At 62.7% G+C, this 22,970-nt stretch carries 23 protein-coding genes and 2 pseudogenes; 13 read left to right on the top strand and 12 right to left on the bottom strand.

Translation table 11 applies throughout. From position 1 onward, the window contains the following. Nucleotides 1-86: 86 nt before the first annotated feature. The 3 genes from B5526_RS34725 to B5526_RS34735 form a co-directional block, all read right to left on the bottom strand. On the bottom strand, nt 87-536 hold the full coding sequence (locus B5526_RS34725) for a GNAT family N-acetyltransferase (protein WP_079544144.1): 450 nt from the start codon (nt 534-536) through the stop codon (nt 87-89). A 113-nt stretch (nt 537-649) separates the two neighbouring features. Continuing rightward, complete coding sequence (locus tag B5526_RS34730; protein ID WP_079544145.1) at nt 650-841, bottom strand: hypothetical protein; 192 nt, start codon at nt 839-841, stop codon at nt 650-652. A 46-nt stretch (nt 842-887) separates the two neighbouring features. Continuing rightward, nucleotides 888-2,054: an MFS transporter gene (locus B5526_RS34735; protein ID WP_079544146.1), complete on the bottom strand. Its 1,167-nt coding sequence runs from the start codon at nt 2,052-2,054 to the stop codon at nt 888-890. Nucleotides 2,055-2,124: 70 nt separating this feature from the next. On the opposite strand from B5526_RS34735, the gene B5526_RS34740 reads away from it, so the two are divergent. Further along, complete coding sequence (locus B5526_RS34740) at nt 2,125-2,478, top strand: ArsR/SmtB family transcription factor (RefSeq protein WP_079544147.1); 354 nt, start codon at nt 2,125-2,127, stop codon at nt 2,476-2,478. 12 nt (nt 2,479-2,490) lie between these two features. After that, on the top strand, nt 2,491-2,973 hold the full coding sequence (locus B5526_RS34745; RefSeq protein ID WP_079544148.1) for an ArsI/CadI family heavy metal resistance metalloenzyme: 483 nt from the start codon (nt 2,491-2,493) through the stop codon (nt 2,971-2,973). A 29-nt stretch (nt 2,974-3,002) separates the two neighbouring features. Here the strand turns inward: B5526_RS34745 and B5526_RS34750 are convergent, their stop codons facing one another. After that, nucleotides 3,003-3,518 carry a hypothetical protein gene (locus B5526_RS34750; protein ID WP_079544149.1) on the bottom strand — a complete coding sequence of 172 codons (516 nt, stop codon included), beginning with the start codon at nt 3,516-3,518 and terminating at the stop codon, nt 3,003-3,005. Nucleotides 3,519-3,687: 169 nt separating this feature from the next. Here B5526_RS34750 and B5526_RS34755 point away from each other — a divergent pair, with 169 nt between their 5' ends. The 4 genes from B5526_RS34755 to B5526_RS34770 all read left to right on the top strand — a co-directional run bounded on the left by B5526_RS34755 (nt 3,688) and on the right by B5526_RS34770 (nt 6,719). After that, nucleotides 3,688-4,215 (top strand): arsenate reductase ArsC, encoded by a 528-nt coding sequence (locus tag B5526_RS34755; protein ID WP_079544150.1) that lies wholly within the window; start codon nt 3,688-3,690, stop codon nt 4,213-4,215. Then, nucleotides 4,215-4,913, top strand: coding sequence for an aquaporin (locus B5526_RS34760; RefSeq protein ID WP_079544151.1), 699 nt, complete (start codon nt 4,215-4,217; stop codon nt 4,911-4,913). Before B5526_RS34755 ends, B5526_RS34760 begins: the two co-directional genes overlap by 1 nt. Next, nucleotides 4,910-5,317 carry an arsenate reductase (glutaredoxin) gene (gene arsC / locus B5526_RS34765; RefSeq protein ID WP_079544152.1) on the top strand — a complete coding sequence of 136 codons (408 nt, stop codon included), beginning with the start codon at nt 4,910-4,912 and terminating at the stop codon, nt 5,315-5,317. Before B5526_RS34760 ends, arsC begins: the two co-directional genes overlap by 4 nt. Before the next feature lie 142 nt (nt 5,318-5,459). Beyond that, nucleotides 5,460-6,719 (top strand): adenylate/guanylate cyclase domain-containing protein, encoded by a 1,260-nt coding sequence (locus B5526_RS34770; RefSeq protein WP_079544153.1) that lies wholly within the window; start codon nt 5,460-5,462, stop codon nt 6,717-6,719. On the opposite strand, the gene B5526_RS34775 is transcribed toward B5526_RS34770, so the two are convergent. From B5526_RS34775 to B5526_RS34795, 5 genes are all read right to left on the bottom strand, one after another. Further along, nucleotides 6,716-7,933 (bottom strand): multidrug effflux MFS transporter, encoded by a 1,218-nt coding sequence (locus B5526_RS34775; RefSeq protein ID WP_079544154.1) that lies wholly within the window; start codon nt 7,931-7,933, stop codon nt 6,716-6,718. The genes B5526_RS34770 and B5526_RS34775 overlap by 4 nt on opposite strands. A 214-nt stretch (nt 7,934-8,147) precedes the next feature. After that, a complete protein-coding gene (locus tag B5526_RS34780) occupies nt 8,148-9,404 on the bottom strand; it encodes an MFS transporter (protein WP_079544155.1) in 1,257 nt (418 codons plus the stop codon). A 158-nt stretch (nt 9,405-9,562) separates the two neighbouring features. Continuing rightward, complete coding sequence (locus B5526_RS34785) at nt 9,563-11,341, bottom strand: flotillin family protein (RefSeq protein ID WP_079544156.1); 1,779 nt, start codon at nt 11,339-11,341, stop codon at nt 9,563-9,565. Nucleotides 11,342-11,344: 3 nt separating this feature from the next. Continuing rightward, on the bottom strand, nt 11,345-11,998 hold the full coding sequence (locus tag B5526_RS34790) for an OB-fold-containig protein (protein ID WP_349642753.1): 654 nt from the start codon (nt 11,996-11,998) through the stop codon (nt 11,345-11,347). Between the two features lie 5 nt (nt 11,999-12,003). Continuing rightward, nucleotides 12,004-13,134, bottom strand: a complete 1,131-nt coding sequence (locus B5526_RS34795) for a PspA/IM30 family protein (RefSeq protein ID WP_079544158.1) — start codon at nt 13,132-13,134, stop codon at nt 12,004-12,006. Between the two features lie 121 nt (nt 13,135-13,255). On the opposite strand from B5526_RS34795, the gene B5526_RS34800 reads away from it, so the two are divergent. Further along, nucleotides 13,256-14,641: an Nramp family divalent metal transporter gene (locus B5526_RS34800; RefSeq protein WP_079545891.1), complete on the top strand. Its 1,386-nt coding sequence runs from the start codon at nt 13,256-13,258 to the stop codon at nt 14,639-14,641. Between the two features lie 119 nt (nt 14,642-14,760). Here the strand turns inward: B5526_RS34800 and B5526_RS34805 are convergent, their stop codons facing one another. The 3 genes from B5526_RS34805 to hemB form a co-directional block, all read right to left on the bottom strand. Next, nucleotides 14,761-15,537 (bottom strand): arginyltransferase, encoded by a 777-nt coding sequence (locus B5526_RS34805; RefSeq protein ID WP_079544159.1) that lies wholly within the window; start codon nt 15,535-15,537, stop codon nt 14,761-14,763. Between the two features lie 93 nt (nt 15,538-15,630). Beyond that, on the bottom strand, nt 15,631-16,179 hold the full coding sequence (locus B5526_RS34810) for an RDD family protein (RefSeq protein ID WP_154071612.1): 549 nt from the start codon (nt 16,177-16,179) through the stop codon (nt 15,631-15,633). A gap of 261 nt (nt 16,180-16,440) precedes the next feature. Further along, nucleotides 16,441-17,550, bottom strand: a complete 1,110-nt coding sequence (gene hemB / locus B5526_RS34815) for a porphobilinogen synthase (protein ID WP_079544161.1) — start codon at nt 17,548-17,550, stop codon at nt 16,441-16,443. 209 nt (nt 17,551-17,759) lie between these two features. On the opposite strand from hemB, the gene B5526_RS34820 reads away from it, so the two are divergent. From B5526_RS34820 to B5526_RS34845, 6 genes and pseudogenes are all read left to right on the top strand, one after another. Next, nucleotides 17,760-18,221: a DUF6163 family protein gene (locus B5526_RS34820; protein ID WP_079544162.1), complete on the top strand. Its 462-nt coding sequence runs from the start codon at nt 17,760-17,762 to the stop codon at nt 18,219-18,221. Nucleotides 18,222-18,688: 467 nt separating this feature from the next. Continuing rightward, on the top strand, nt 18,689-19,204 hold the full coding sequence (gene ldtR, locus B5526_RS34825; protein WP_079544163.1) for a transcriptional regulator LdtR: 516 nt from the start codon (nt 18,689-18,691) through the stop codon (nt 19,202-19,204). Nucleotides 19,205-19,471: 267 nt separating this feature from the next. Further along, nucleotides 19,472-19,689, top strand: a pseudogene (locus B5526_RS34830) (hypothetical protein). A gap of 17 nt (nt 19,690-19,706) precedes the next feature. After that, complete coding sequence (locus tag B5526_RS34835) at nt 19,707-19,928, top strand: hypothetical protein (protein WP_079544164.1); 222 nt, start codon at nt 19,707-19,709, stop codon at nt 19,926-19,928. A gap of 265 nt (nt 19,929-20,193) precedes the next feature. Then, the gene (locus B5526_RS34840; protein ID WP_079544165.1) at nt 20,194-20,826 is read left to right on the top strand and encodes a glutathione S-transferase family protein; all 633 of its coding nucleotides are present in this window, start codon (nt 20,194-20,196) and stop codon (nt 20,824-20,826) included. A 763-nt stretch (nt 20,827-21,589) separates the two neighbouring features. Then, nucleotides 21,590-22,711, top strand: a pseudogene (locus B5526_RS34845) (IS4 family transposase); the annotation flags it as partial. Nucleotides 22,712-22,970 lie beyond the last annotated feature (259 nt).

Genomic DNA, 22,970 nt, shown 5'->3' on the forward strand with positions numbered 1-22,970 from the left:
CTTGCCCTCCAAATTGACCGCACCGCATCTCAGCGCGTCCGATGCGCCATTGTGGCATCGAAAAAGGGCCGCGCCAATGTCAGAGCTTACGGGCTAGGGCGGCGCGCGACATAACCAACGCGAAGCCCCGGCTCGAAGCCGCAACGCTGATAGAAGCGATGCACGCGCGGGTCCTTGCGACCGCTTTGCAGCAGCACGTGGTAACAGTCTTTTGCCCAGGCCAAAGCAAGCGCGGCATGAACCACGGCGCGGCCATGTCCTTGGCCTTGAAACTCCGGATGCGTCACCACGTTTTCGAGAAAGCCGTGCCGCTGTCCCCCTCGCAAGATATTTGGCGCGGTGATCAGCATGCAGGTCGCAACGATCTTTGCGTCCACGGCGGAGACGAACACGGCGACGCCGTCGTGGGACAGCATTTCCAGCCAAATCTGCTCGGCCCGCGCCATCGGCTCCGCACTGGCGCTTACCTCGGCGACTCGATAGAGCTCGAGCAGCGAAGCAAGGTCGGCCGCTTGAGCAAGCCTGGCGTTGGGCATCTGGAATACCGAATTGTGAATCGCAGGCCAGTCTAACAGATTCACAACGCCGTGATGGCTCGATCTCGATCATCGAACGCGTTGGCTTTCGAGCACCGTCACGCGGGAGTGTATCAATTCCGCGGCGCGGACATCGGGGGAGGGCCGAAGCCAGTGGCCTTCTTCGGCTTCAGCGTTCCGACATAGAACGACGACCCCGCGACCAGGAAAAGGCAGACGAGATAGACGACATAGGATTGCGGCGGCGTGATTGCCCACTGCACGAAGCGTCTGATTGCCGATCCCGGGCCGGTCTCTCTTTCCATGGCGAGGTTCTGCTCGAAATAGTGCGGAATTGGAAGGGCAAATGTATCAGGCGCGTTCCGTTCCCGGCGGCTGCTTCCGCAGCAATGACAGCGCCAATAGCGCCGACAGGCTGAGCGCGGAGGAGACGATCAGGATGCTGCTTCCCATGATGTCGATCAAGAGGCCGAATACCAGGGGTGCTGCCGCCTGCGCCATCCGCGCCGGCGCGCCGATGATGCCGAGCCGGTAGCCATAATTCTGCGGCCCAAAAATCGCCAGTGGCAGCGTGCCGCGCGCAATCGTCAGCACGCCGTTGCCGGCGCCATGAAAGATCGCGAACACACTGGCCGCTGCACCCCCGCCGAGCGCGACGATGGCCGCGCCGATCGGATGCATCACGCAGGCAAGTTTTGTGGAAAACAGCGGATGATAGCGGGCGAGCACGCTCGCCTCTACGACGCGGGCGAACACCTGCGCCGGCCCGATCAGCGCGCCGGCCGCCACCGCCTGTAGCGCGGTGGCGCCGGCTGATTCCAGGATGCGGGGGAGATGCGCCGCCATCGCGCCGGTGACGCTCCAGGCCGCGGCAAAGGCGAACGCCAGCAGCACCATGGTGCGGTCGATCGGGATATGCGGTTTTGTCGATGTCGCGACCGTAGCCTTCGCGCCCGCTACCTTCGGCAGCATGAAAAAATTGATCGGCAGGCCGATCAGGATATGCGCGAGAGCCCAGGCGAAACAGGTGTTGCGCCAGCCGATCGCCTCCAGGCCCCACGCGGTCAGCGGCCAGCCGACGGTAGAGGCAAACCCCGCGAGCAGCGTGATGCCGGTGATCGGCCGCCGCGCCGCGTCGCCATAGATGCGCCCGAGTGCGGCGAAGGCGGCGTCGTATAGGCCAAATCCCATGCCGATGCCGAGCAGCAGCCAGGCCGCGACCAGCATCGGTATCGAATAGGTAAACCCGAGCAGCACCAGCCCCCCGGCCAGCGTCAGATTGGAGGCCGACAAAACGGGCCGGCCACCGACGAGATCAATCTGCCGGCCGACGCGCGGGCCGAGCAGCGCCGATATCACCAGGGATGCCGAGAACGCGGCAAAAATCCAGTTCGAGGAGACGCCGAGATCGCGCGCGATCGGATCGGCCAAAATGGCGGGCAGATAGTAGCTGGAGGCCCAGGCCAGGGTCTGCGTCGTGCCGAGCGCCAGGATCAGGGGAAGCTGGCGTCCGTTCATGGCTTCACGTCTCTCACCAACAATCGCCTCGGGGTTGACAGCGATACCTTATTTCTATAATTCTGGATATATGGAATCAGAGCAAGCCATTTTAGCGCTCGCGGCGCTGGCTCAGTCCACCCGGCTCGGCGTGTTCCGCCTGTTGGTGAAGCACGAACCGGAGGGGCTTGCGGCCGGCGATATCGCGCGGGCGATTGCGGTCCCGCAGAACACCATGTCGGCGCATCTTGCGATCCTCGCGCGCGCGGGACTGGTGATGAGCGAGCGCAAGAGCCGTTCGATCATCTACCGGGCAAATCTGGCGAGGTTTCAAGAGCTGACGTCATTCATGGTTGAAGACTGTTGCGGCGGTCGCGCGGAACAGTGCGCGCCGATTGCCGGATGCAAGCCCGCGCGCGGCAAGCGCGCCAAGGTTACGGCCTGAGGGAGGGATGTCATGAAGCGCCTTCACGTACACGTCGCGGTAGAGGATCTGCCGCACTCGATCGGTTTCTACTCGGCACTGTTCGCAGCGCGTCCCGCTGTGGTCAAGACCGACTACGCCAAGTGGATGCTCGATGACCCCCGGGTGAATTTTGCCATTTCGACGCGGGGTCGCCAGCCCGGCCTCGATCACCTCGGCATTCAGGTCGAGAACGCCGATGAGCTGCAAGAGGTTTATGCGCGATTGCGCAACGCCGGCGGCGAAATCATCGAACAAGGTCAGACCGCCTGCTGCTACGCAAAATCTGAAAAATCCTGGATCGACGATCCCGCCGGGATCGCCTGGGAAACCTTCCTCACCACCGGCGAGAGCACCGATTATGGCGACGGCAGCGGCGAACGCGGTCCGCAGGTGGCGCACGAAAAGCAAAGCGCGTGCTGCGCCCCGCAAGCCGCGCCCATAGCTGTAAGTTCAGCCTGCTGCACTTCGAAATAAAGATTACGGGGTCGCCGCTCAAGCCCGGTCTACTGACGTACCAGTGGGTGCCACAACAGAGCGCGGACGATAAGAGGAATCCCGACCGCTGCAGGCAACAGCCAATACGCCACAGGGGGAAGGTCTCTCCAGAGCGGCAGGCTCTTTCCGTTGTCGACATAAAACGCGATCAGCAGCAGGACGTAAGACGATCCCATTCCGGTGATGTGCAGCCTGACCCAATGGCGCCAGCGGCGCCGTCTGGCCTCACGGCCAAAACAAGCCGCCGCAAACGACAAGGTTCCGAGGATGAACAAGTGGTAGTCTTCAGCCCAGCGAACCGCGGCCAAGCCTGTTGCAGTCAGGAAGACCCCGGCCAAACACCAAAAGTAGATCGTCCCGTTTCGAGGATGGCGGCCCGCGCGCTTCTCACTAAGCATCGCGATAGCGCCCGTGACCACGCAGGCGAGCCCCAGCAGGACATGAACCCCCACGACTGTCAGGAACACGGGATTGGTCGAGGGTATTTCGATGCCCGCCACGATGGTCGTTGCTTCAGTGGTCATGGCTTCACGTCTCAGCGTCGACGAGCCGGCGGTCGACGGCGGGGCACCCAAGCGCGAGAGCAATCGCAATGCAAGCTCAGGAATTGCCGCCGTGGACGGCCCGAAATCTGCGCGCCGCTGATCGAGAACCTCACGCCTTGCTGTCCACCGAAACAGAGGAGAAAGGTCCATGTCTGAGCACATCTATAACGTTCTCTTCCTGTGCACCGGAAACAGCGCCCGTTCCGTTCTGGCGGAATCGATCATGCGTAAGGACGGCCACAGTAAATTCCGCAGCTTTTCCGCCGGCAGCCAGCCAAAGGGATCGGTAAATCCGTTCGCGATCAGGGTTTTGAAAAGCCTCGATTACCCCACGGACGGTTTGCGCTCGAAGAGCTGGGAAGAATTCGCACGCCCCGATGCGCCGGTGATGGATTTTGTCTTTACGGTTTGCGACAACGCGGCGGGTGAGACTTGCCCGGTATGGCCGGGACAGCCGATGACGGCACATTGGGGGATCGAAGACCCCGCCGCAGTCGAGGGCACGGACATCTTGAAAGAAGCTGCGTTTGTTGCCGCGTTTCGTTATCTCAAAAACCGGATCGCGATCTTCACAAGCTTGCCGCTGCGAAGCATCGATAAACTGTCGCTCGGGACAAAGCTGCGCGATATCGGCCGTATCGCGGGAGCAACCTCCGGCCAGGAAAAGGCCGGCTAATGCAAAAGTTCGATCTGCCGCGCCGCTTGGTGGCCGAGGCGCTGGGAACGGCGCTATTGGTCGCGACCGTCGTCGGGTCCGGCATCATGGCCGAAGCCCTGACAAAAGATGTGGCGCTCGCGCTGCTCGGCAACACGCTTCCGACCGGCGCGATGCTGGTGGTTCTCATCACGATTTTCGGCCCGATATCGGGGGCGCATTTCAATCCCGCCGTGACCATGGTGTTTGCGTTGAAGCGCGAACTGAGCGCCAACGAGGCGCTGTCCTATGTCGCGGCCCAACTTGCCGGCGGCATTATCGGAACCATGATGGCGCACGCGATGTTCGCATTGCCGCTACTTGATGCGTCGCTGAAAATGCGAACCGGCGGGTCGCAGTGGCTCGCCGAAGCGGTTGCGGCGTTCGGCCTGGTCGCGACCATTCTTGCCGGCATTCGCTTCGACCGCGCCGCCGTGCCCTGGCTGGTTGGCCTCTACATCACGGCGGCCTACTGGTTCACCTCGTCTACTTCGTTTGCAAATCCCGCCGTCGCGATCGCGCGATCCCTGACCAATACCTTTTCCGGAATTCGCCCCGTCGACCTGCCGGGTTTTGTCATCGCCGAACTTTTCGGTGCGGTCATAGGCCTGATGCTGATGAACTGGCTATTGCGCGGTGGAGGCGAGGGCGCCCCAATGACAAAGGAGGCACAGTTATGAGCGTGACGATCTATCACAATCCTGATTGCGGCACCTCGCGCAACACGCTCGCCATGATCCGGCAAAGCGGCGAGGAGCCCGAGATCATCGAATATCTGAAGATACCGCCGAGCCGCGCGCGGCTGATCGAGCTGATCAAGGCGATGGGAATATCCGTTCGCGCGCTGTTGCGCGAAAAAGGCACGCCCTATGCGGAACTGGGACTCGCCGATCCCAACTGGAGCGAAGACGATCTGATCGACTTTATGATCGCGCATCCGATCCTGATCAACCGGCCGATCGTGGTGACGCCGAAGGGCACCAAACTGTGCCGGCCGTCGGAAGCGGTGCTCGATCTGCTCGAAAATCCCGCAGCCTCCTTTGTCAAAGAGGATGGTGAGCGCGTCAGGCGCGCAAAATCGTAGGTACCTCATGGTGAGGAGCCGCGCAGCGGCGTCTCGAACCATGATGAGTGCCGCTTTCTCATCCTTCGAGACGCGCGCAAGAGCGCGCTCCTCAGGATGAGGACTGCCTTTCGTCGCGCCGGATTGCGCGGCATAATGGCGTATGGAATTAGCCCCCCGCCTGCATTTGATGAACTGGCTGGTCAGCCAGGGCCTGACCGGCCTGCCCGAGAACGACCTGATTCGCGGTTTTTGCGAGCGCTGCCGGGCCTGTGGCCTCGAAATCTCCCGCGGGGCGGTGTTCATCGACACCCTGCACCCGATTTTCGAGGGGCGCGGCTTCCGCTGGAACGACACCGAGACCAACGAGGCCGCTGTCTTTGAATACGGATCAACCGAGACGGGCGATGCCGCGCAAAGCTGGCGGCGCTCCACCTTCTATCACATGCTCGAACAGAACCTCGAGGAGATGCGTATCGATCTCGGCGATATCGCCTCGCTCGATTTCAACATGATCGATGAGCTTGCGGCCAAAGGTCACCGCCATTTCGTGGCCTTCGTGCACAAGTTCGGTGAGGCCGGCACGATGGGCCAGATGGATTGCCTCTATTCGTACTGGCTGACCCGGCGCGCGGAGGGTTTTGGGGAGCAGGACCTGTCGGCGCTGCGCGACCTGGTGCCGGCACTGGGGCTCGCGATCAAATCCGCCGCCCAGGTCGAGATCGCGCGCACGCTGGGCCGGGTCTATCTCGGACGCGATGCTTCCGAAAAGGTGCTGCACGGGCGGATATCGCGCGGGATCACCGAGCGCATCAACGCGGTGCTGTGGTTCTCCGATTTGCGCGGCTCGACTGCGATCGGCGAAGGTGTCGAACCCGGCGAGATCATTCCGTTCCTCAACGATTACGCGCAGGCCGCTATCGACGCCATCCATGACGCCGGCGGCGATGTGCTGAAACTGATCGGCGACGGCGTGCTGGCGATGTTCACCGGCGAAGACATGATGCAGGCAAAGCGCGCCGCGCTCAAGGCCGAGCATCGCTTCCGCCGCAACATGGCTGCTCTCAATTCGCGCCGCGGCGGCGACGGCCGGGCGACGACGTCGGCCTATGTCGGCCTGCATGTCGGCGAAGTGTTTTACGGCAACATCGGCAGCGAGGACCGGCTTGATTTCACCGTGGTCGGGCCGGCGGTCAACGAGGTCAGCCGGATCGCCTCGATGTGCAGTTCGGTCGATCGCGAACTTCTGTTGTCGTCGGCATTCCAGGCCGGCCTCGATGCGGCCGGGCGGCGCTATCTGGTCTCGACCGGCCGGTTTGCGCTGCGCGGCATCGGCCGCGCGCAGGACCTTTTTACACTCGATCCAGATATCGGGACCGATGAGGTCATGGCCGGAAGCTACGAGCGCTATCTCGCGAGCTAACTCGTTTTCGCCCGCATCGGGTAAAGCGCGATCGCCAGCAGCGAGGCGATTGTCAGCACGATGCCGAGCGCGAACATCGCATCGTGCGAGACGGTGGCAGCCAGCGCGACGCCGATCGCGGCCCCCATCATCTGCCAGAAGCCGAGCAATGCCGAAGCAGCCCCGGCTTTCTCGCCGAACGGGGAGAGCGCCTGCGCCGTGCCCAGCGGATTGACGATGCCCATGCCGAGCACGAAGACCGACATCGCGGCGAGGAATGGCACGAATTCCGGGTCGAACATCGACACCAGCAGCACCGCGACGCTGCCGATCGCGGTTAGCACCAGGCCGAACTGCACGGCGCGATCGAGGCCGACACGTGGCGCGAGCTTTGTTGCCAGCATGCCGGCGCCGAACACGAACAGCACGGTGCCGGCAAAGAACCAGCCGAGCCCGAGTGGGGTGAAGTGCAATCCCTCGATCAACACCCGTGGCGCCGCCGAGAACATCGAGAACAGCGCGCCCAGGATGAGGCCGACGGTCGCGGCCGGGATCAGGAAGCGGCGATCGGCTGCAAGGCCCAGATACGTCTTGGCGATGGCGACCGGATTTAGCGGGATCCGCGTCGAGCGATGGGTTTCGCCGAGCACCGCGCCATAGGCCACGGCGCCAAGCGCGGCGAAGGCGGCGACAAAGACGAATTCGGAACGCCACCCAAAAGCGTGATCGAGCGCGCCGCCGAGCAGCGGCGAGAAGCCGGGCGCCGCCGCCATCGCGATCATGATCAGCACCATGGCACGGCCGAGCGCCGCCCCCGAGTAGAGATCGCGGGCGATCGCGCGCGACAGCACCGAGGTCGCGCAGGCGCCGGCGGCCTGGATGACCCGGCCGATCAAAAGGCTCGGCAGGTCATACGCCAGGTAGCACCAGAGGCTGCCGGCGAAAAACACCGCAAAGCCTGTTAGCACCGGCCAGCGCCTTCCGTAGCGGTCGGAGATCGGCCCGACCACGAGTTGGCCCAGCGCAAACACCGCCAGGAACACCGTGATCGCCGAAGTAACCGCCGCGCTCGACACGTTTAGCGACAGCGCCATCTGCGGCAGCGACGGCAGCAGGATATTGGTGGCGAGCGTTCCCGTCGCCGCCAGTACGGCGAGGACGGTGATTTGCATAAAAGTCGAGGAAGCTTCGGGGCGCGGCGCCGCGGTGAGGGTGGAAATGGTCTCGTCGGCCATGGATGCTCCCGTTGGATATGACATGATACATATCATATTATACGGGCGAGGGAACCTCCTTTGTCTCGTCATGCCCGGCCATAGCAGTCTGCCTTGCGCAGACTGCGTAAACTTGTCTGCGATGCCGGGCATCCACGTCCTTCTTTTCCGTGAGACAGCAGACGTGGATGGCCGGGACAAGTCCGGCCATGACGGAAAGAGCCGTGTTGATCTCTCAACAAGCCCGCAACACCGCCGGTCCATCCCCGACCATCTCCGGCTGCGTCGCCAGCGAAACCGCCGGCGACAGCAGGATCACCAGCGCCTGCGAGCCGAAGATCGCGACCGCCAGATAGAGGCACGCTTCGGCGCCATAAAACCCGCCGACGATGGCGCCGAGCGCAGAGCCGAGCGGGCGCGCGCCGTAGCTCATGATGTTGATGGCGGAGACCCGGCCCAGAAGCCGCGGCGGCGTCACTGATTGGCGCAAGGTGGTGGTCGAGATCACCCACAGGATGGGACCGACGCCGAGCAGGAAGAAGCTCAGACCGGCAAGCCACGGCGAGGCGATGAAAATAGTCAGCGCCATCACCACGGCCGCGACAAAACCGGTCACCGGGCCGAGCCCGATCACGGTGCCGAAGGCGAGCCGCCGCATCAGGCGGGTCGCGACCAGTGCGCCGACCATCATGCCGACGCCGTACATCGCAAGCACCGTGCCGATGCCGAAGGCCGACAGACCAAAACGGCGCACCGCATAGGGCACGAACACCGCGAGCATCACGAACCATGCGGTGTTGAAGACGAACTGGGTGACGAACACCGGACGCAACAGCGGATGATGCAGCACGAACGCGGCGCCTTCCTTGATGTCCTGCAGCGGATGGCGGCGCGGCACGGGCTCGCGCGCGGGCTCGTAAATTCCCGACAGCAGCACCACCGCGATGACGGAGAGCGCGGCGGCAAATCCAAACGCAGGCGCAGCGCCGACCCATCCGACCAGCACGCCGCCGAGCGCAGGCCCACTCGCGAAGGCGATCGTGCGCGCTAGTTCGATCCGCGCGTTCGCGGCGGGCAAAAGCTGCGGCGAAACGAGCGACGGCACCAAAGCGGGCGCAGCGACGCTATAGGCGACGGTTCCGCAGACCGCGACAAAACCGGTGAGAGCGAGCAGCGGCAGCGTCAGCAGGCCGAGCCAGATCAGCAAAAGGATCGCAAGCAGCGCCGCCGCTCGCAACGCTTCCGCGCCCGCCATCAGCCGCCGCCGCGAGATACGGTCGGCGAGGAGGCCCGCGGGGATCGCGAACAGGATGAACGGCAGCGTCAGCGCGGTCTGCAACAGGCCGCTCTGGCCTTCGCCGACGCCGAGCAAGAGCACCGCGACAATGGGGGCGGCGGCGAGCGCGATCTGCTCGGCGGATTGCGCCGCGAGGTTCGACCAGGCCAGGCGGTTGAAGGTCGGCGGCAAATGAGGTGTCGCGTCGGGTGACATGGCGGAATTCCCTGGGTTTGAATCTCGCCGCAATATCTGGCCTCAGGAAGCCAAAACCCACCCGCTTTCCGACAAGTCCCGCGGCAAAGAAAAAAGCCTCCGCGCGAGCGAGCGCGAGGAGGCGTTTTCGATTTCGGTCTGAACGACCGTTCAGGCCGCTATTTTGATCGCGACTTGGCTCCAGGGGCAGGCTCGCTCGGTGCCGCATCGCTTGCAGATGCTACCGTGACGCTGTAGGCGGCGGGCGGTAGTTCAGCGGAGAGCTCCGTGGGACTGGCGAGTTGTTTGGCGGCCAGCGCTTGGGTGAGGCTGGTCAGGGCGTCGGGCCCGGCGGCGAAGCCGGCCTCGGTGAGGATCTTGTCGATGATCGGCTTGAACGCCGAGACCGACAGCAACTGACTGGCGAGGCCATCGCCGAGACCGAGGCCGCCATTGCCGCCATGGCCGTTGGCACCATTGCCGCCACGGCCCAACAGGCTTCCGGTATCGAAAATCCGGATATCGGAGATCTTCTCGATCGGCTTCACCGCTTCGGCCAGCGCGTTCGGGATGATGTTGATGCGGGCAAGCCCGAGGTCGTAATCGACCATCGCAGGGCTCAGCTTGTTGCGCGCTTCGGCTTTCAAGGTCGCGACTTCCGCTTCCGCCTGGCCGAGCGCCTTGACGCCGGCGGCCCGGGTGGTCGCGGCCGCGGCGTCCGCTTTCGCCAGCACGCTGGTGGCTTCGGCCTTGTTGGCGGCGGCCTGCTTTTCGGCTTCCGCCATCACGGTGATCGGCATCGCGTTGGTTTCGGCGGCCTTGCGCGCCGCGATGACGTTGATGATCTTGTCGCGCTCGGCCACTTCGGTGGCGCGCGCGGTCGTGACCTTTTCCTCGGCCGCAATGGCGAGCGCCCGCGCGGTCTCGGCGATGGTCTGCGCCTCGGATTGCTCCTTGCTCTTGGTGGCGACGACAATCGCGGCTTCCTGCGCCACGATCTGGAGCTCGCGCTCCATCTCGGTGGTGCGGCGCTTGACCGCGAGATCGGCTTCGATCTTTCTTGTATCCTTGGCCTGGTTGGCCTCGGTCTGCTTGTTGGCGACCGCCAGTTCCTGCTGGATGCGATATTCGGCTTCGTTCTGCAGCGCCGTCTGTTCGACCTGCGCGGTCTGCGCGCGCATCGCGGCGGTCTTGTTGGCGATGTCGCGCTGCTGCGCCAATTCCGCTTCGCGCTTGGTGCTTTCGATCGTCAGCGTGGTCTGCCGCGCCACCAGATCCTGCTGCGCGATATTCACCTCGGTGGTGCGAACGATCTGGTTGCGCTCCTGCTCGCGTTCCTTGGTGATCTTGGTCAGCGTCGTGAGGCCGTGGGCGTCGAAGAAATTGCTGGGATTGAAGTGCTTGATGTCGCTCTGGTCGAGCCGCGTCAGGGAGACCGATTCAAGCTCGAGGCCGTTGTTCTGGATGTCGGCGCCGACGGCGTCCTGCACCGCCTTGACGAAGGTCGCGCGCTGTTCCTGCAATTCCTCCAGGTTCATGGTGGCGGCGACCGAGCGAAGCCCGTCGACGAATTTCGCTTCGACCAGTTCGCGCAGCTCTGCCGCGTCGTTGGTGCGGTTGCCAAGCGTTTGGGCGGCGAGCGCGATCGAGGAGCTATCGGGTTTGACGCGGAGATAAAATTCAGCGCCGATGTCGACGCGCATGCGGTCCTTGGTGATCAGTGAATCCGGGCCGCCGCGGGCGACTTCGAGCCGCAGCGTCTTCAGGTTTACAGCGGCGGTGGAATGGAAAATCGGAAGCACGACGGAGCCGCCGTCCAGGACCACTTTCTGTCCGCCGAGGCCGGTGCGGACATAGGCTTCGTCGCGCGTCGAGCGCTTGTAGAGCCGCGCGAACATGAGGCCAATGACAAGAATGACGATGACGCCAATGGCGACGGGTAATGCAAGGTCCCACATCTTTTAAATCCTGTTTGACGATGGTTGTTGGGCAATGAGATCGGCTGGTGCGGAAATGGCGATAAAGCTTTTGGCGTCGCGATCGACCAGCAACACGCTGGCGCCGACCGGAAGCACGTTCGAATCGTGGCTGGCGCGCGCTGCAACAGAATGCCAGTTGCCGAAGACACCCTTGAGACGGACCCGGCCGGGCAATCCCTGGTCGAGCGGACCGACCGTGACCTCGCCGACATGGCCGACGAAATCGTTTTCGTTCACCGCATAGCTCTCGTCGCGCGGGATGATGCGGGCGATGCCGCGGCTCGTGCTGCGGATCAGCGGAATACTGCCGGCGGCGGCGACGAGCGCGGCGATCGCGGTCGGCAAGTTGACGCCCAGGCCGTGCGCGATGGCGTAGAGCAGGAAGCCGATGATCGAGAACAGGCCGAGCGCCAGGATGATCAGGATCAAAAGCGGTAGCCGTCCCGCATTGATCCAGAGAAACAGGCCGCCGAGGCCGGTGTGGTGGTCGGCGTCGATGTCGACGTCCTTGCCGAAGAGTTCGCCGATCGACAGCCCGACCAGGGTGGTCAGCACTTCGATGCCGCCGAGCGCGACCATGATCGCGGCGGCAACCGCGAACGGCCGTACTTCGGGCGCCAGCAGGACCTCGCTCATGGCACTCATTGCTGCGATTTGATCCTTTCAAGCCGCGCCGCGATTTCCTTTTCGCGGTGCAACCGGTCGAGTTCGTCGAGCTCCTTGTCGCCGAGCACGCTGGCCGCGGGAACGCCGGTGACGCGCGCGATCGCGGCCATGGCACGGTCGGCACTTACCGTTTTAGTCGCCGGCACCCCCCGTCCGGTTTCCTGCGGCGCATGCTGCGCAAGGCTCGCTTCGAGATCGGCAAGACGGACTTCGGCTTCACGCCGCGCACCCAGCATGGCAGTTAAGGCCTTGGTCTGCTCATCGATTTCGAGCTCGATGAAATCCATCGCGCGCTCCAGCGCGATTACTTGGGACTCCAGATCAATTTGCCGTGCGACGCCTGCGCGCGCGAGGTCCTCGCGGTTTTCCGCAAGTGCGAGACGGATTTTCTCCGTGAGACTCGCGGTCTCACGATCGAGCTCTTCGCGCCGCCGCTTGAGACGGAATTCCTCGGCGCGCGATTTGCCGAGCGCATAGCGCGCCTCGTCGGCGCCGGCGTCGATTTCGCGGATCGCCTGTTTGACCAGCGCGACCTTGCTGCTGCTCTCGGCGTTGTCGATGGTTTGGCTGGCGATGGCGGCGAGAAGCCGCCCCATACGTGCAAGGATGCCTTCGTGAAGCATGGTCTTCTCCTCCGGTTGTGCTGATTTCGATTTGACGGCGATCTGGATTTCGTAACTGCGGCCGTCGAAGACCAGGTGAGCCGGGAAGGGACTTTCCCAGCCTGCAAGATAACCTGGGACTTCGAACGGCACCAAGACGCGTCCGCTGACAGTGCTAATGGTCAGTGAAGTTGGGCCCTTGATCGCAAACAACTTGTCGTCGAGTGGCATTTTGCGCGGCATGGCGCCGGCCACGTAGAAGGCGCGGTCGCGCAGACCGAGCGTCACCAGGCGCGCGGGCAGACCGGTCTCGACGCGGATTCGCTCATAGGCCTGGGCGTGCAGCGAGACCAGGTTGGCGCCGACAGGCGCCACTTCGGCGAGGATCGCCATCATGCGGTCGTAGGCGGCAAACGTCGCCTCGATCGCCTGGATGCCAGCTTCGTCCGGGGCCAGCGTGTAGCGCAGCGTGGAAGAAGGAATCTCGACGGGTAATTTGATCATAGCTCTAACGTAAAGCACTTCCTCAGTACTTTACAAGAAGGGGCTGCGGTATCATTTTCGTGATGGCCAGATGCAGTTGCAAATGAGTTGCAATAAAATCAATTATCCGTATCTTGTGGGGATGGATGCCCGTTCTCCCGATTTGGCCTCGGAGTCCCTGCCAGAGGCCGTATCCACCCCTGTGCTGCGCGGTTCAGGCTGGCGCGCGGCGCGGGGTGAACCGTCGCTGGCCGGCATGTTCGGCTCGGTGCGGACCGCCAAACAAGGCTCGTTCTGGCGCAAGCTGCTGGCCTTCCTCGGGCCGGGTTATCTGGTTGCCGTCGGCTATATGGATCCCGGCAACTGGGCGACCTCGCTCGCGGGCGGCTCCAAATTCGGCTACGCGCTGCTGTTCGTGGCGCTGTTGTCCAACGTCATGGCGATCGTGCTGCAGTCGCTGTGCACGCGGCTCGGCGTCGGCGCGGGACGCGATCTGGCACAGGCCTGCCGCGATTCCTATCCCCGCTATATGTCGTTGCCGCTGTGGCTGTCGGCGGAGATCGCGATCACCGCGACCGACCTTGCGGAGGTGATCGGCACCGCGATCGGCCTCAATCTGCTGTTTCACATTCCGCTCGAGATCGGCGTCATCATCACCGCGGCGGACGTGTTTCTCATTCTCGCGCTGCAGGCTTTTGGATTTCGATGGATCGAAGCGTTTGTCGTCGCGATGCTGGGCGTCATCGCCGCCTGTTTTGCGGTGCAGATCGCGCTCGCCGATCCCAATTGGGGCGCGGTGATCAGGGGCTTTGCGCCGACCACCGATATCCTGGCCAACCGCGAGATGCTCTATCTGGCGCTCGGCATTCTGGGCGCGACCGTGATGCCGCATAATCTCTATCTGCATTCGGGATTGGTGCAGACCCGCGGCTATGGCGACAGCGTCGAGGAGAAGCGCGAGGCGATCACGCTTGCGACCATCGATTCCTCGATCGCGCTCTGTCTCGCGCTCGTCATCAACGCCTCCATTTTGATCCTCGCCGCGGCGACCTATCACCGCGCCGGCAAGACCGATGTCGCCGAGCTCGATCAGGCCCATGCGTTCCTGGCGCCATTGCTCGGTTCGACCTTGGCGCCGACACTATTTGCGATCGCGCTTCTCTGTTGTGGTCTGAATTCGACCATCACGGCGACATTGTCGGGCCAGATCGTGATGGAGGGATTTCTCAAGCTACGCATCGCGCCGTGGCTGCGTCGGCTGGTGACGCGGCTGATCGCGATCGTGCCGGCAGTGATCGTGACGGTCTGGGCCGGCGAGAAGGCCACGGGGCAGTTGTTGATCCTGAGCCAGGTCGTGCTCAGCCTGCAACTGCCGTTCGCGGTGGTGCCGCTCGTGATGTTTACCGCCGATCGCGCCAAAATGGGCCCTTACGTCGCCCCGCGCTGGCTGACGCTGCTCGCCGCCGTGACGGCGGCGATCATCATCGCGCTCAATGCGAAGCTGGTGTGGGATTTTGTCAGTGGGTGAGGGGTAAACCCTCATGGTGAGGAGGCGCTCTTGCGCCGTCTCGAACCATGCGGCCACGCCGGGGGCCTCATCCTTCGAGACGCGGCGAAGACGCCGCTCCTCAGGATGAGGGTTGAAAATCAATCCTGCGGCTCGGTCGTCACTTCGCCCGAGGCGTCGATGCGCAGCCAGCCGGAGGGGGCAAGGCGCTGCTGCGGCAGGAACCGGCCCTTGTAGTCCATCTTCTTCGAGCCTTCGATCCAGTAGCCGAGATAGACGTAGGGCAGTCCCTGGCGTCTGGCGCGTGCGATGTGGTCGAGGATCATGAAGGTGCCGAGCGAGCGGCTTTCCTCCGACGGCTCGAAGAACGAATACACCATCGACAATCCGTCACTGAGCACGTCGGTCAGCGCCACCGCCAACAGCTCGTCGCTGCGGCCGCTGGCGCCGGCCTCCTCGCCGCGGCGGCGGTATTCGATAATGCGGGTTTCGACGTGGCTGTCCTCCACCATCATGGCGTAGTCGAGCACTGTCATGTCGGCCATACCGCCATGGCGATGGCGCTGGTCGAGATAGGCGCGGAACACCGAATATTGCTCGGAGGTCGGCACCGCGCTGCGCTGCTCGCCTGATATGTCGGCGTTGCGGGCGAGGATCTTGCGGAAATTGCGCGAGGGCCGGAACTCGTTGGCGATGACGCGCACGGAAACGCAGGCCCGGCACTGGTCGCAGGCCGGGCGGTAGGCGATCGACTGGCTGCGGCGGAACCCGCCATGGGTCAGCAGATCGTTGAGGTCGCCCGCTTTGTCGCCGACCAGATGGGTGAACACCTTGCGCTCATGCCGGCCCGGCAAATAAGGACAGGGCGAGGGCGCCGTCAGGTAGAACTGGGGGGTGTCACGCGAATGCTGGGTCACTTGTATCGTCAGTCTTTCGAAACGAAGCCGGCCCCAGCATCGCGCCGCCGAGGCTGACGGTCAATCGGTTTGCCGCGCCCGCGCGCTGCCGGTTCACCAGGTCCGGGCCGGCTGCCCCACGGGGTTGCGGATCGAGCTGTTGATCACGACGGTTCCGAGTACGATATCGTGCAGCAGCCGCCGGCGGCCGTTGAACAGGCCGACCAAGAGCACCAGCGGCGACAGCATCGATACTGAAATCCAGAACAGCACCGCATGCATGGCGCCCAGCACGAAATACCCGGGCGCGCCGTACCAGGTGCGCAATTCCAGGTCCATTACCCGCATGCCCAAGGTAGCCGAGTGCGGTCCGCCCAGCGAGGTGCCGTAATAGATCACTGCCCAGACCACCGAGGCCGGCCAAACCAGCCAGAACAACAGCCAGCCCAGTCCGAGCGTGATCAGACCGAATACCGCTATGAACAAATAAGCAAAGATCACCGGGATCGACAGCACGACGAGGTCGATCAAGAAGGCAAAAACCCGCCGGGTCAGCACGCCGCGAAACAGTTCCGGCTGCGTCCAGGGATCGAAGGCATGCGGCGGCACGCCGCCGGCGCTGCGCCAGGCGTTGCCCGAGTAACCGGAACCGCTGTCAGACATGACCATTCCTCCCCGACTGTGCGTTCTCAGGAAGCAGGACATGGGAACCGGCGTTGTGCTTGCAAGGGGCCATCGTCATTACCGAATCGCAATATTTTGCGCCGGAAGTGACAATATTCCGTTGCCCCGGTGCGAAGCGTGCGCCTTTGCCCACCCCTACCGTCTATCCCGTCATTGCGAGGAGCGAAGCGACGAAGCAATCCAGCTTTCTTTGCTGCGTCATGGATTGCTTCGCTGCGCTCGCAATGACGGGGAGGGTTCTCAGCCCCCCGCCTTCAGCTTCTCCGCCGCCTGCGCCGCGAAATAGGTCAATATCCCATCCGCGCCGGCGCGCTTGAAGCCCACGAGGCTCTCCATCATCGCCCGCTCGCCGTCGATCCAGCCATTATTGCTGGCGGCCGCGATCATCGCGTATTCGCCGGACACCTGGTAGACGAAGGTCGGCATCGCAAAGGTGTCTTTGACGCGCCGCACGATGTCGAGATACGGCATGCCCGGCTTCACCATCACCATGTCGGCGCCCTCCGCGATATCGAGCTCGACCTCGCGCAAGGCTTCATCAGAATTGGCGCTGTCCATCTGATAGGTGCGCTTGTCGCCGGTTAAGGTTTTCGCCGAGCCGATGGCGTCGCGGAACGGGCCGTAGAAGGCGGAGGCATATTTCGCGGCATAGGCCATGATCTGGACGTCGACAAATCCGGCGGCATCGAGCGCCTCGCGGATCGCGCCGACCCGGCCGTCCATCATGTCCGACGGGGCGATGATGTCGCAGCCGGCTTCCGCCTGGACCAGCGCCTGCCGCACCAGCACCGCCACCGTCTCGTCGTTGAGGATTTTGCCGTCTTCGATCAATCCGTCATGGCCGTGGCTCGTAAAAGGATCGAGCGCGACGTCGCAGAGCACGCCGAGGTTCGGAAATTCATTCTTGATCGCGCGCACGGATTGGCAGACGAGATTTTCCGGGTTGACGGCTTCGGAGCCGTGCTCGTCGCGCAGGCTCGCCTCAGTATAGGGGAACAGCGCGATGCAGGGGATGTTAAGCTGCATCGCACGCTCGGCGTCGCGCACCGCCTGGTCGACGCTCAGTCGGTCGACGCCGGGCATCGAGCTGACCGCCGAGCGCTTGTTGTGGCCATCGACCACGAACAGCGGCCAGATAAGATCGTCCGTGGTCAGCACGTTCTCGCGCACCAGCCGCCGCGCCCATTCCGATTTTCGGTTGCGGCGCGGACGGACCGCGAGATCGAGGGAAGGGGTGGGGAGCACGGTCTTGGCTTCGGCCTTTGCTTCGGCCTTGGGCTCGGTCTTGGCTTCGGTCTTGGGCCGCGGCGCGTCGTGCATTTCGATCGGACGCCCGAATTTGATCGCCATTTGTTTGTCTCTCCCGGAAGCGCGGCTGGCTTGATTTGAATGGTTCCAACCCTAGCACTTTGCAGGCGCCCCGTCACCGCAGCCTTGACCTGTCGCAAATGCCGGGCGCCGGATTGATTTTGCCGCGCCGAGGGGTCAAGAGTTAGCGGAGAGTTAAACCGATCAACCGAAGTTCCCGACCATGAACCGCCACCAGGCCTGGATTTCAAATGACTGAAATCCCATCGCGCGACCCGTCGCGGGACAATGCCATGTCGGTGGCGGCGATTTCGTCCGAACGGATCGAGGCCGACGACAATGTCTGGACCAGGCGACTGGTGTTTTTCCTGCGCATCATGGCCGTGCTCTCCATCCTCAAGGGCCTCTATCACTGGTCGCAGGTCACGGGTTTTATCGGCGGCGAGGAAGACGCCTTCGAAAACCAGCCGATGGCCTGGCAGACCGCGACCGTCTATTTCGCGGTGATCGAACTCGTCGCCGCGGTGGGCTTATGGCTGGCGACGCCGTGGGGCGCGGTGGTGTGGCTGACCACCGTGGTGTCGATGGCGGTGATCGAACTGATGTTTCCGGGAATCTATGGCGGCAGCCTGACGGTGGTCGGCGTCGAAGCCTTTATGCTGGCCGCCTATCTCGCGCTGGCCTGGATGGCCGCGCGCGAACGCCCGCCATAGAGCTTGTGGAATATTTCTCCGACCTCATCCAGAGGAGCGCGCTTTTGCGCGCGTCTCGAAGGATGGCCGCGAGTCCACGCGTTGCGGCCATCCTTCGAGACGCTTGCTGCGCAAGCTCCGCAGGATGAGGTTTCATCTAAAATTTTCTGGACTTTCCTACGGTAACTTTTCAGTCACCGTAAACCCTGCGGCCACAGCGGTTACGTTAGCGTTTCGAATTCGTACGATGCTGTTTCCATATGCGACACCTGGTCAGACGAAGCGTGAACAGGGCCCTCTCACCGTCAATGAAAGGTTGCGAAAACCCCTTGTGTCGTGGGCTTAATCCGCGATTCACTGTCTTAAATTCATGATCTCTTTATTGTCTTATTTAAGCTGATCTTCAAACGGCCCCATTAAGTTGACGCTATCAGACGGAACAAAAGTTTCGTCGAATAAGTCGATAAAACGACAACAGGGGAAGTGTCATGATGAAAGCCGTTGCAACGGCGGTGGAAACCGCTGACCGCGCTCCGGGCCAAGCTCCGGTGCAGCCGCTCTACCTGGAAGCTTTGACTTTGGTGGAGCGGCTGCATCGCCGCCTGCTCGACGTCATCAAGGATGAATTCGATCGCCGCGGCCGCGCCGACATCAATTCGGTACAGGCTCTGCTGCTCTATAACATCGGCGACAAGGAACTGACCGCGGGCGAATTGCGCACGCGCGGTTATTACCTCGGCTCCAACGTCTCCTACAATCTGAAGAAGCTGGTCGAACTCGGCTTCCTCGATCATCAGCGCTCGCGCGTGGATCGCCGCTCGGTCCGCATCCGCCTGACCCCGCAGGGCCAGGAGATTCGCCGCATCGTCGATGCGCTGTATCAGAAGCACGTCAAGACCGTGGAACAGGTCGGCGGCATCTCGAACGAGGAGTTCGCGACCCTGAACAAGTCGCTGCACCGGCTCGAGCGGTTCTGGACCGACCAGATCCTGTATCGGCTCTGAGATTTTCGGCCAAGCCGGCGTACTCTAAAAAGACCGGCGGCCACTCGATAAAAAGAGAGACTTCCCCAAGCGCATCGGCCCGGATTTTCCGGACCGGTGCGTTTTGTTTTTGCGCGGTGATTTCGAAACCGCCTTCGCGTGAAGAAAGTCCGTGAAATAAAGGAGTTAGCGCCCTGTCGGCGCCAACGGGGCAAAAACGTGTTCCCGAAAATGGAACCTTTCGCCGGCCCCGGGCTTTTATCCGTCCCTGTAGGAGGATCAAAACCCATGCTGGTCGAGCGCGGATTGCGGGTGATGCATGTCGGGGTGGTGGGCGATGCCTATGCCATCGCCGCGAATTATCTGCGACGGACCGGCGCCCTCAGTGACACCGTCGCCCCCAACGAACGCTTGCTCAAGATCATCGCCGCGATGTTTCAGCGCGGTGAATGATCCGCCTCGCCAACAGGGCGATCACGCAGTTCGAAGCCACCGCGCGCCGGTGACACCAGAAGAGGAACCCATGGAAGCCGCCATCGACCGCATCATGCAGACCTACGATCTCCTGATGAACCGCACCGCCGCCGCCAGCGCGGAAGCGCGCGCCAAGGTGACGAGCTATGTCACCACCTTGTTCGAGGCCGGCGAGAGGGATCCGCACCGGCTGACGGTTTGCGGGCTTACTTATTTGCGCGAGCTCGACGGCTCGAGCGATCCGGTGAAGGCGGGGTATACGGGGTTGTAGCGGGCGAGGGGGTTAGTGCGGGCGCACGACCCTTGCCTCACATTCGGTCGTCATACCCGCGAAAGCGGGTATCCAGTACCCCGGGGCCTCTCGATTGATCATCAGCGTCTCTGGAATACTGGATCGTCCGGTCATAGGCGAGCGGAAGCGACGCCGTCCTTCGGACGGCTATGCCGGACGATGACAGTGGTGTGTGTGTTGCTGACACCCTGCAATAATGTCTGCTACACCTCCGGCCACAACAATAGCGCCAGGGGAAACCCCAATGCTCACGCTGCATCACCTCAACGACTCCCGCTCGCAGCGGATTTTGTGGCTGCTGGAAGAGCTCGGCACGCCCTATGAAATGAAAAAATACCAGCGCATGGAAACGCGCCTCGCCCCGCCGGAGCTTGCGGCCGTGCATCCGCTGGGCAAGTCGCCGATCATCACCGACGGCGATATCAAGATCGCGGAGTCAGGCGCGATCGTCGATTACCTCATCCGCCGCTACGGCCAAGGAAACGGTAAGCCCGCGATGATGCCCGCGCCCAGCAGCGCCGATTACGAAGTCTATAACGAGTGGCTGCATTATTCCGAAGGCTCCGCGATGCTGCCATTGATGCTGCACCTCTATGTGTCGAGGCTGAAGGAAGCCGGCGCGCCGCTGCATCCGCGCATCGACAGCGAAACGGCAAATCATCTCGGCTATGTCGACGGCGCGCTGAAGGGCAGGGAGTTCTTTGTCGGCAACTCGCTCTCCGGTGCTGACATCCAGATGAGCTTTGTCGGCGAGATGGCAAAAATATTCGACAAGCTCGGGCCCTATCCGAATCTCAGCGCCTGGCTGTCGCGAATGCATGCGCGGCCGGCGTTTCAGCGTTCGATCGAGAAGGGCGGGCCGTATAGGTTTGTGTAGTTCACAGTCGTCATGCCCGGCCTTGTGACGGGCATCCACGTCTTTCTATGCTGAAGCCAAGGGCGTGGATGGCCGGGTCAAGCCCGGCCATGACGACTGATTTGAACGTCTCGCTCAGGTGATTTGCCCGTCGGGCAAAAACCTGTCCAGCCTCGTTTGCAAAAATATTCTGCTTCGCGATTGACCCAAATCACTCGTATATCCATCACCGTCTCGTCCCACTCGAGGGGCGCTTCGCGGTCGTCACGAACGCGGGACGGGATGCGGTGGACGCTGATAGTGCCATTGACGAACGGCACGAAGGCGGACGGCGAAGTCGTGTGGTCCTGACACCCCGACGCTGGTGTCAAGTTGGCGGAATTATCTTCCGCTGATGACGGTGGCAAAAGAGCCCGGTCACCGGGGAGAGCACGAAATAAGCCGTAAAACCATTGCGTGCGGGAATGCCGGGTTGTTCCGGTGGACCTGTGGTGACTAACGCGCGTGTTTACTACACTACACGCGCGGCTGCGGGTGCATCGGCGCCCGGCATTCCCCACGCCCTCAAACGGGCGGAAACTACATGCACAACCCGGGCGGATCGCGCCGCGGGATCGCTGAAACTTGCGCCGGAAGGCAGCATCCGCGCCGCGTTACCGGTCGTCATGCCCGGGCTTGACCCACGGGTGTCTGGCACGGTCCATGCTTGAAGGAGCGCACGGCATTGATTCTACTCGTTTCCAGCTGGTTGCGAATCATCTGGACACGAAAAGGGATCAACGCCGTGCGGCATCAGAATATCGTTTTTCATGGGCTTCTGAAGCATATTCCGTGGTCGATGCTCGATCGGCTTGTGGATCAGTACAATGCCGACTGGGATGGCCGTGTCGTCAAGACCAGGGCTCATTTGATCGCGATGCTGTATGCGCAGTTTTGCGGCGCGCGGAGCCTGCGCGAGATTGAAACGAACCTGCAAAGCCACGCCGGCAAGCTTTACCATCTCGGCGGCCGCACCATATCGAGATCGGCGCTCTCGACCGCCAATGCTTCGCGTCCTGTGGAGGTCTTCGCAGGCCTGCTTTCGGCCCTGATGGCGCAGTTGCAGGCCGGCTATCGGCGGAAGATCGGCGATTGCGTTCGGCTGATTGATTCGACCAGCGTGCAGCTGAGCAGCCTGAGCGGCGATTGGGCGACGTTTTCGGCGGGAGTTTGCGGCGCCAAAGCGCACATCATCTACGATCCGGATGCCGATCAACCGCTGTACCTGATGGTGACACCGTCGAACGTCAACGACATCACGGCCGCCAAGGAGATGCCAATCGAGGCGGGAGCGACTTACGTTTTTGACCTCGGCTATTACGATTATGGTTGGTGGGCGGAGCTTGATCAGGCGGGTTGCCGCATTGTCACGCGCCTGAAGTCCAACACGCCTTTCACCGTCGTCGAGGATCGGCCGGTGTCGCCGGGATCGTCGATCCTCAGCGATCGGACCGGGTATCTTCCCAAACGGCTCGCCGCGTCGCGTCAAAACCCGATGGCGGGTCTCGTCCGTGAAATTCGCGTCATGATCGAGACCGGCAAGGTGCTGCGCATCTTCACCAATGACCTGGAGGCAAGCGCGCAAGAAATCGCCGATTTGTACAAGCGGCGATGGGCCATCGAGTTGTTCTTTCGATGGGTCAAACAGACCTTGAAGATCGGCCACTTCTTGGGAACCTCCGAAAACGCCGTTCGCATTCAGATCACTGTCGCGCTGATCGCCTTCCTGCTGCTGCGGCTGGCTCACGACGCCAACAGGATCGTGACCGGCCCGCTCGCCTTCGCAAGGCTCCTGCGAACAAACCTGATGCATCGGCGCGCGATCGCTGAGCTTCTCCAAGCTACGCCACCCCCCGAGCCACAACAGTCCAGATTTGACTTCGGACCACACGCAACCCGTGCGGCGCAACGGCGCAGCCATATTCGTGTGGATGCCGCCATGGAGAAGGCGGCATGATAAGCACAGACCGTGCCAGACACCCGTGGGCTTGACCCGGGCATCCACGCCTTCCTTCCCTCCGGCGGCAAAGACGTGGATGGCCGGGACATAGGCGAGCGGAAGCGACGCCTTCCTTCGGACGGCCATGCCCGGCCATGACGTGGCGGGTTGGGAAAGACGGAAGGCT

It is taken from the genome of Bradyrhizobium lablabi (assembly GCF_900141755.1).
GTDB classification, from domain to species: domain Bacteria; phylum Pseudomonadota; class Alphaproteobacteria; order Rhizobiales; family Xanthobacteraceae; genus Bradyrhizobium; species Bradyrhizobium lablabi_A.

Bases quoted from the DNA above. Each gene is read 5' to 3' on its own strand.
- B5526_RS34840 (WP_079544165.1), top strand. From the start codon at position 20,194: ATGCTCACGCTGCATCACCTCAACGACTCCCGCTCGCAGCGGATTTTG.
- B5526_RS34835 (WP_079544164.1), top strand. From the start codon at position 19,707: ATGGAAGCCGCCATCGACCGCATCATGCAGACCTACGATCTCCTGATG.
- B5526_RS34800 (WP_079545891.1), top strand. From the start codon at position 13,256: ATGGATGCCCGTTCTCCCGATTTGGCCTCGGAGTCCCTGCCAGAGGCC.
- B5526_RS34735 (WP_079544146.1), bottom strand. From the start codon at position 2,054: ATGAACGGACGCCAGCTTCCCCTGATCCTGGCGCTCGGCACGACGCAG.
- B5526_RS34740 (WP_079544147.1), top strand. From the start codon at position 2,125: ATGGAATCAGAGCAAGCCATTTTAGCGCTCGCGGCGCTGGCTCAGTCC.
- B5526_RS34755 (WP_079544150.1), top strand. From the start codon at position 3,688: ATGTCTGAGCACATCTATAACGTTCTCTTCCTGTGCACCGGAAACAGC.
- ldtR (WP_079544163.1), top strand. From the start codon at position 18,689: ATGATGAAAGCCGTTGCAACGGCGGTGGAAACCGCTGACCGCGCTCCG.
- B5526_RS34820 (WP_079544162.1), top strand. From the start codon at position 17,760: ATGACTGAAATCCCATCGCGCGACCCGTCGCGGGACAATGCCATGTCG.
- B5526_RS34730 (WP_079544145.1), bottom strand. From the start codon at position 841: ATGGAAAGAGAGACCGGCCCGGGATCGGCAATCAGACGCTTCGTGCAG.
- B5526_RS34775 (WP_079544154.1), bottom strand. From the start codon at position 7,933: ATGGCCGACGAGACCATTTCCACCCTCACCGCGGCGCCGCGCCCCGAA.
- B5526_RS34725 (WP_079544144.1), bottom strand. From the start codon at position 536: ATGCCCAACGCCAGGCTTGCTCAAGCGGCCGACCTTGCTTCGCTGCTC.
- B5526_RS34770 (WP_079544153.1), top strand. From the start codon at position 5,460: ATGGAATTAGCCCCCCGCCTGCATTTGATGAACTGGCTGGTCAGCCAG.
- B5526_RS34745 (WP_079544148.1), top strand. From the start codon at position 2,491: ATGAAGCGCCTTCACGTACACGTCGCGGTAGAGGATCTGCCGCACTCG.
- hemB (WP_079544161.1), bottom strand. From the start codon at position 17,550: ATGGCGATCAAATTCGGGCGTCCGATCGAAATGCACGACGCGCCGCGG.
- arsC (WP_079544152.1), top strand. From the start codon at position 4,910: ATGAGCGTGACGATCTATCACAATCCTGATTGCGGCACCTCGCGCAAC.
- B5526_RS34785 (WP_079544156.1), bottom strand. From the start codon at position 11,341: ATGTGGGACCTTGCATTACCCGTCGCCATTGGCGTCATCGTCATTCTT.
- B5526_RS34760 (WP_079544151.1), top strand. From the start codon at position 4,215: ATGCAAAAGTTCGATCTGCCGCGCCGCTTGGTGGCCGAGGCGCTGGGA.
- B5526_RS34810 (WP_154071612.1), bottom strand. From the start codon at position 16,179: ATGTCTGACAGCGGTTCCGGTTACTCGGGCAACGCCTGGCGCAGCGCC.
- B5526_RS34790 (WP_349642753.1), bottom strand. From the start codon at position 11,998: ATGAGCGAGGTCCTGCTGGCGCCCGAAGTACGGCCGTTCGCGGTTGCC.
- B5526_RS34750 (WP_079544149.1), bottom strand. From the start codon at position 3,518: ATGACCACTGAAGCAACGACCATCGTGGCGGGCATCGAAATACCCTCG.
- B5526_RS34795 (WP_079544158.1), bottom strand. From the start codon at position 13,134: ATGATCAAATTACCCGTCGAGATTCCTTCTTCCACGCTGCGCTACACG.
- B5526_RS34780 (WP_079544155.1), bottom strand. From the start codon at position 9,404: ATGTCACCCGACGCGACACCTCATTTGCCGCCGACCTTCAACCGCCTG.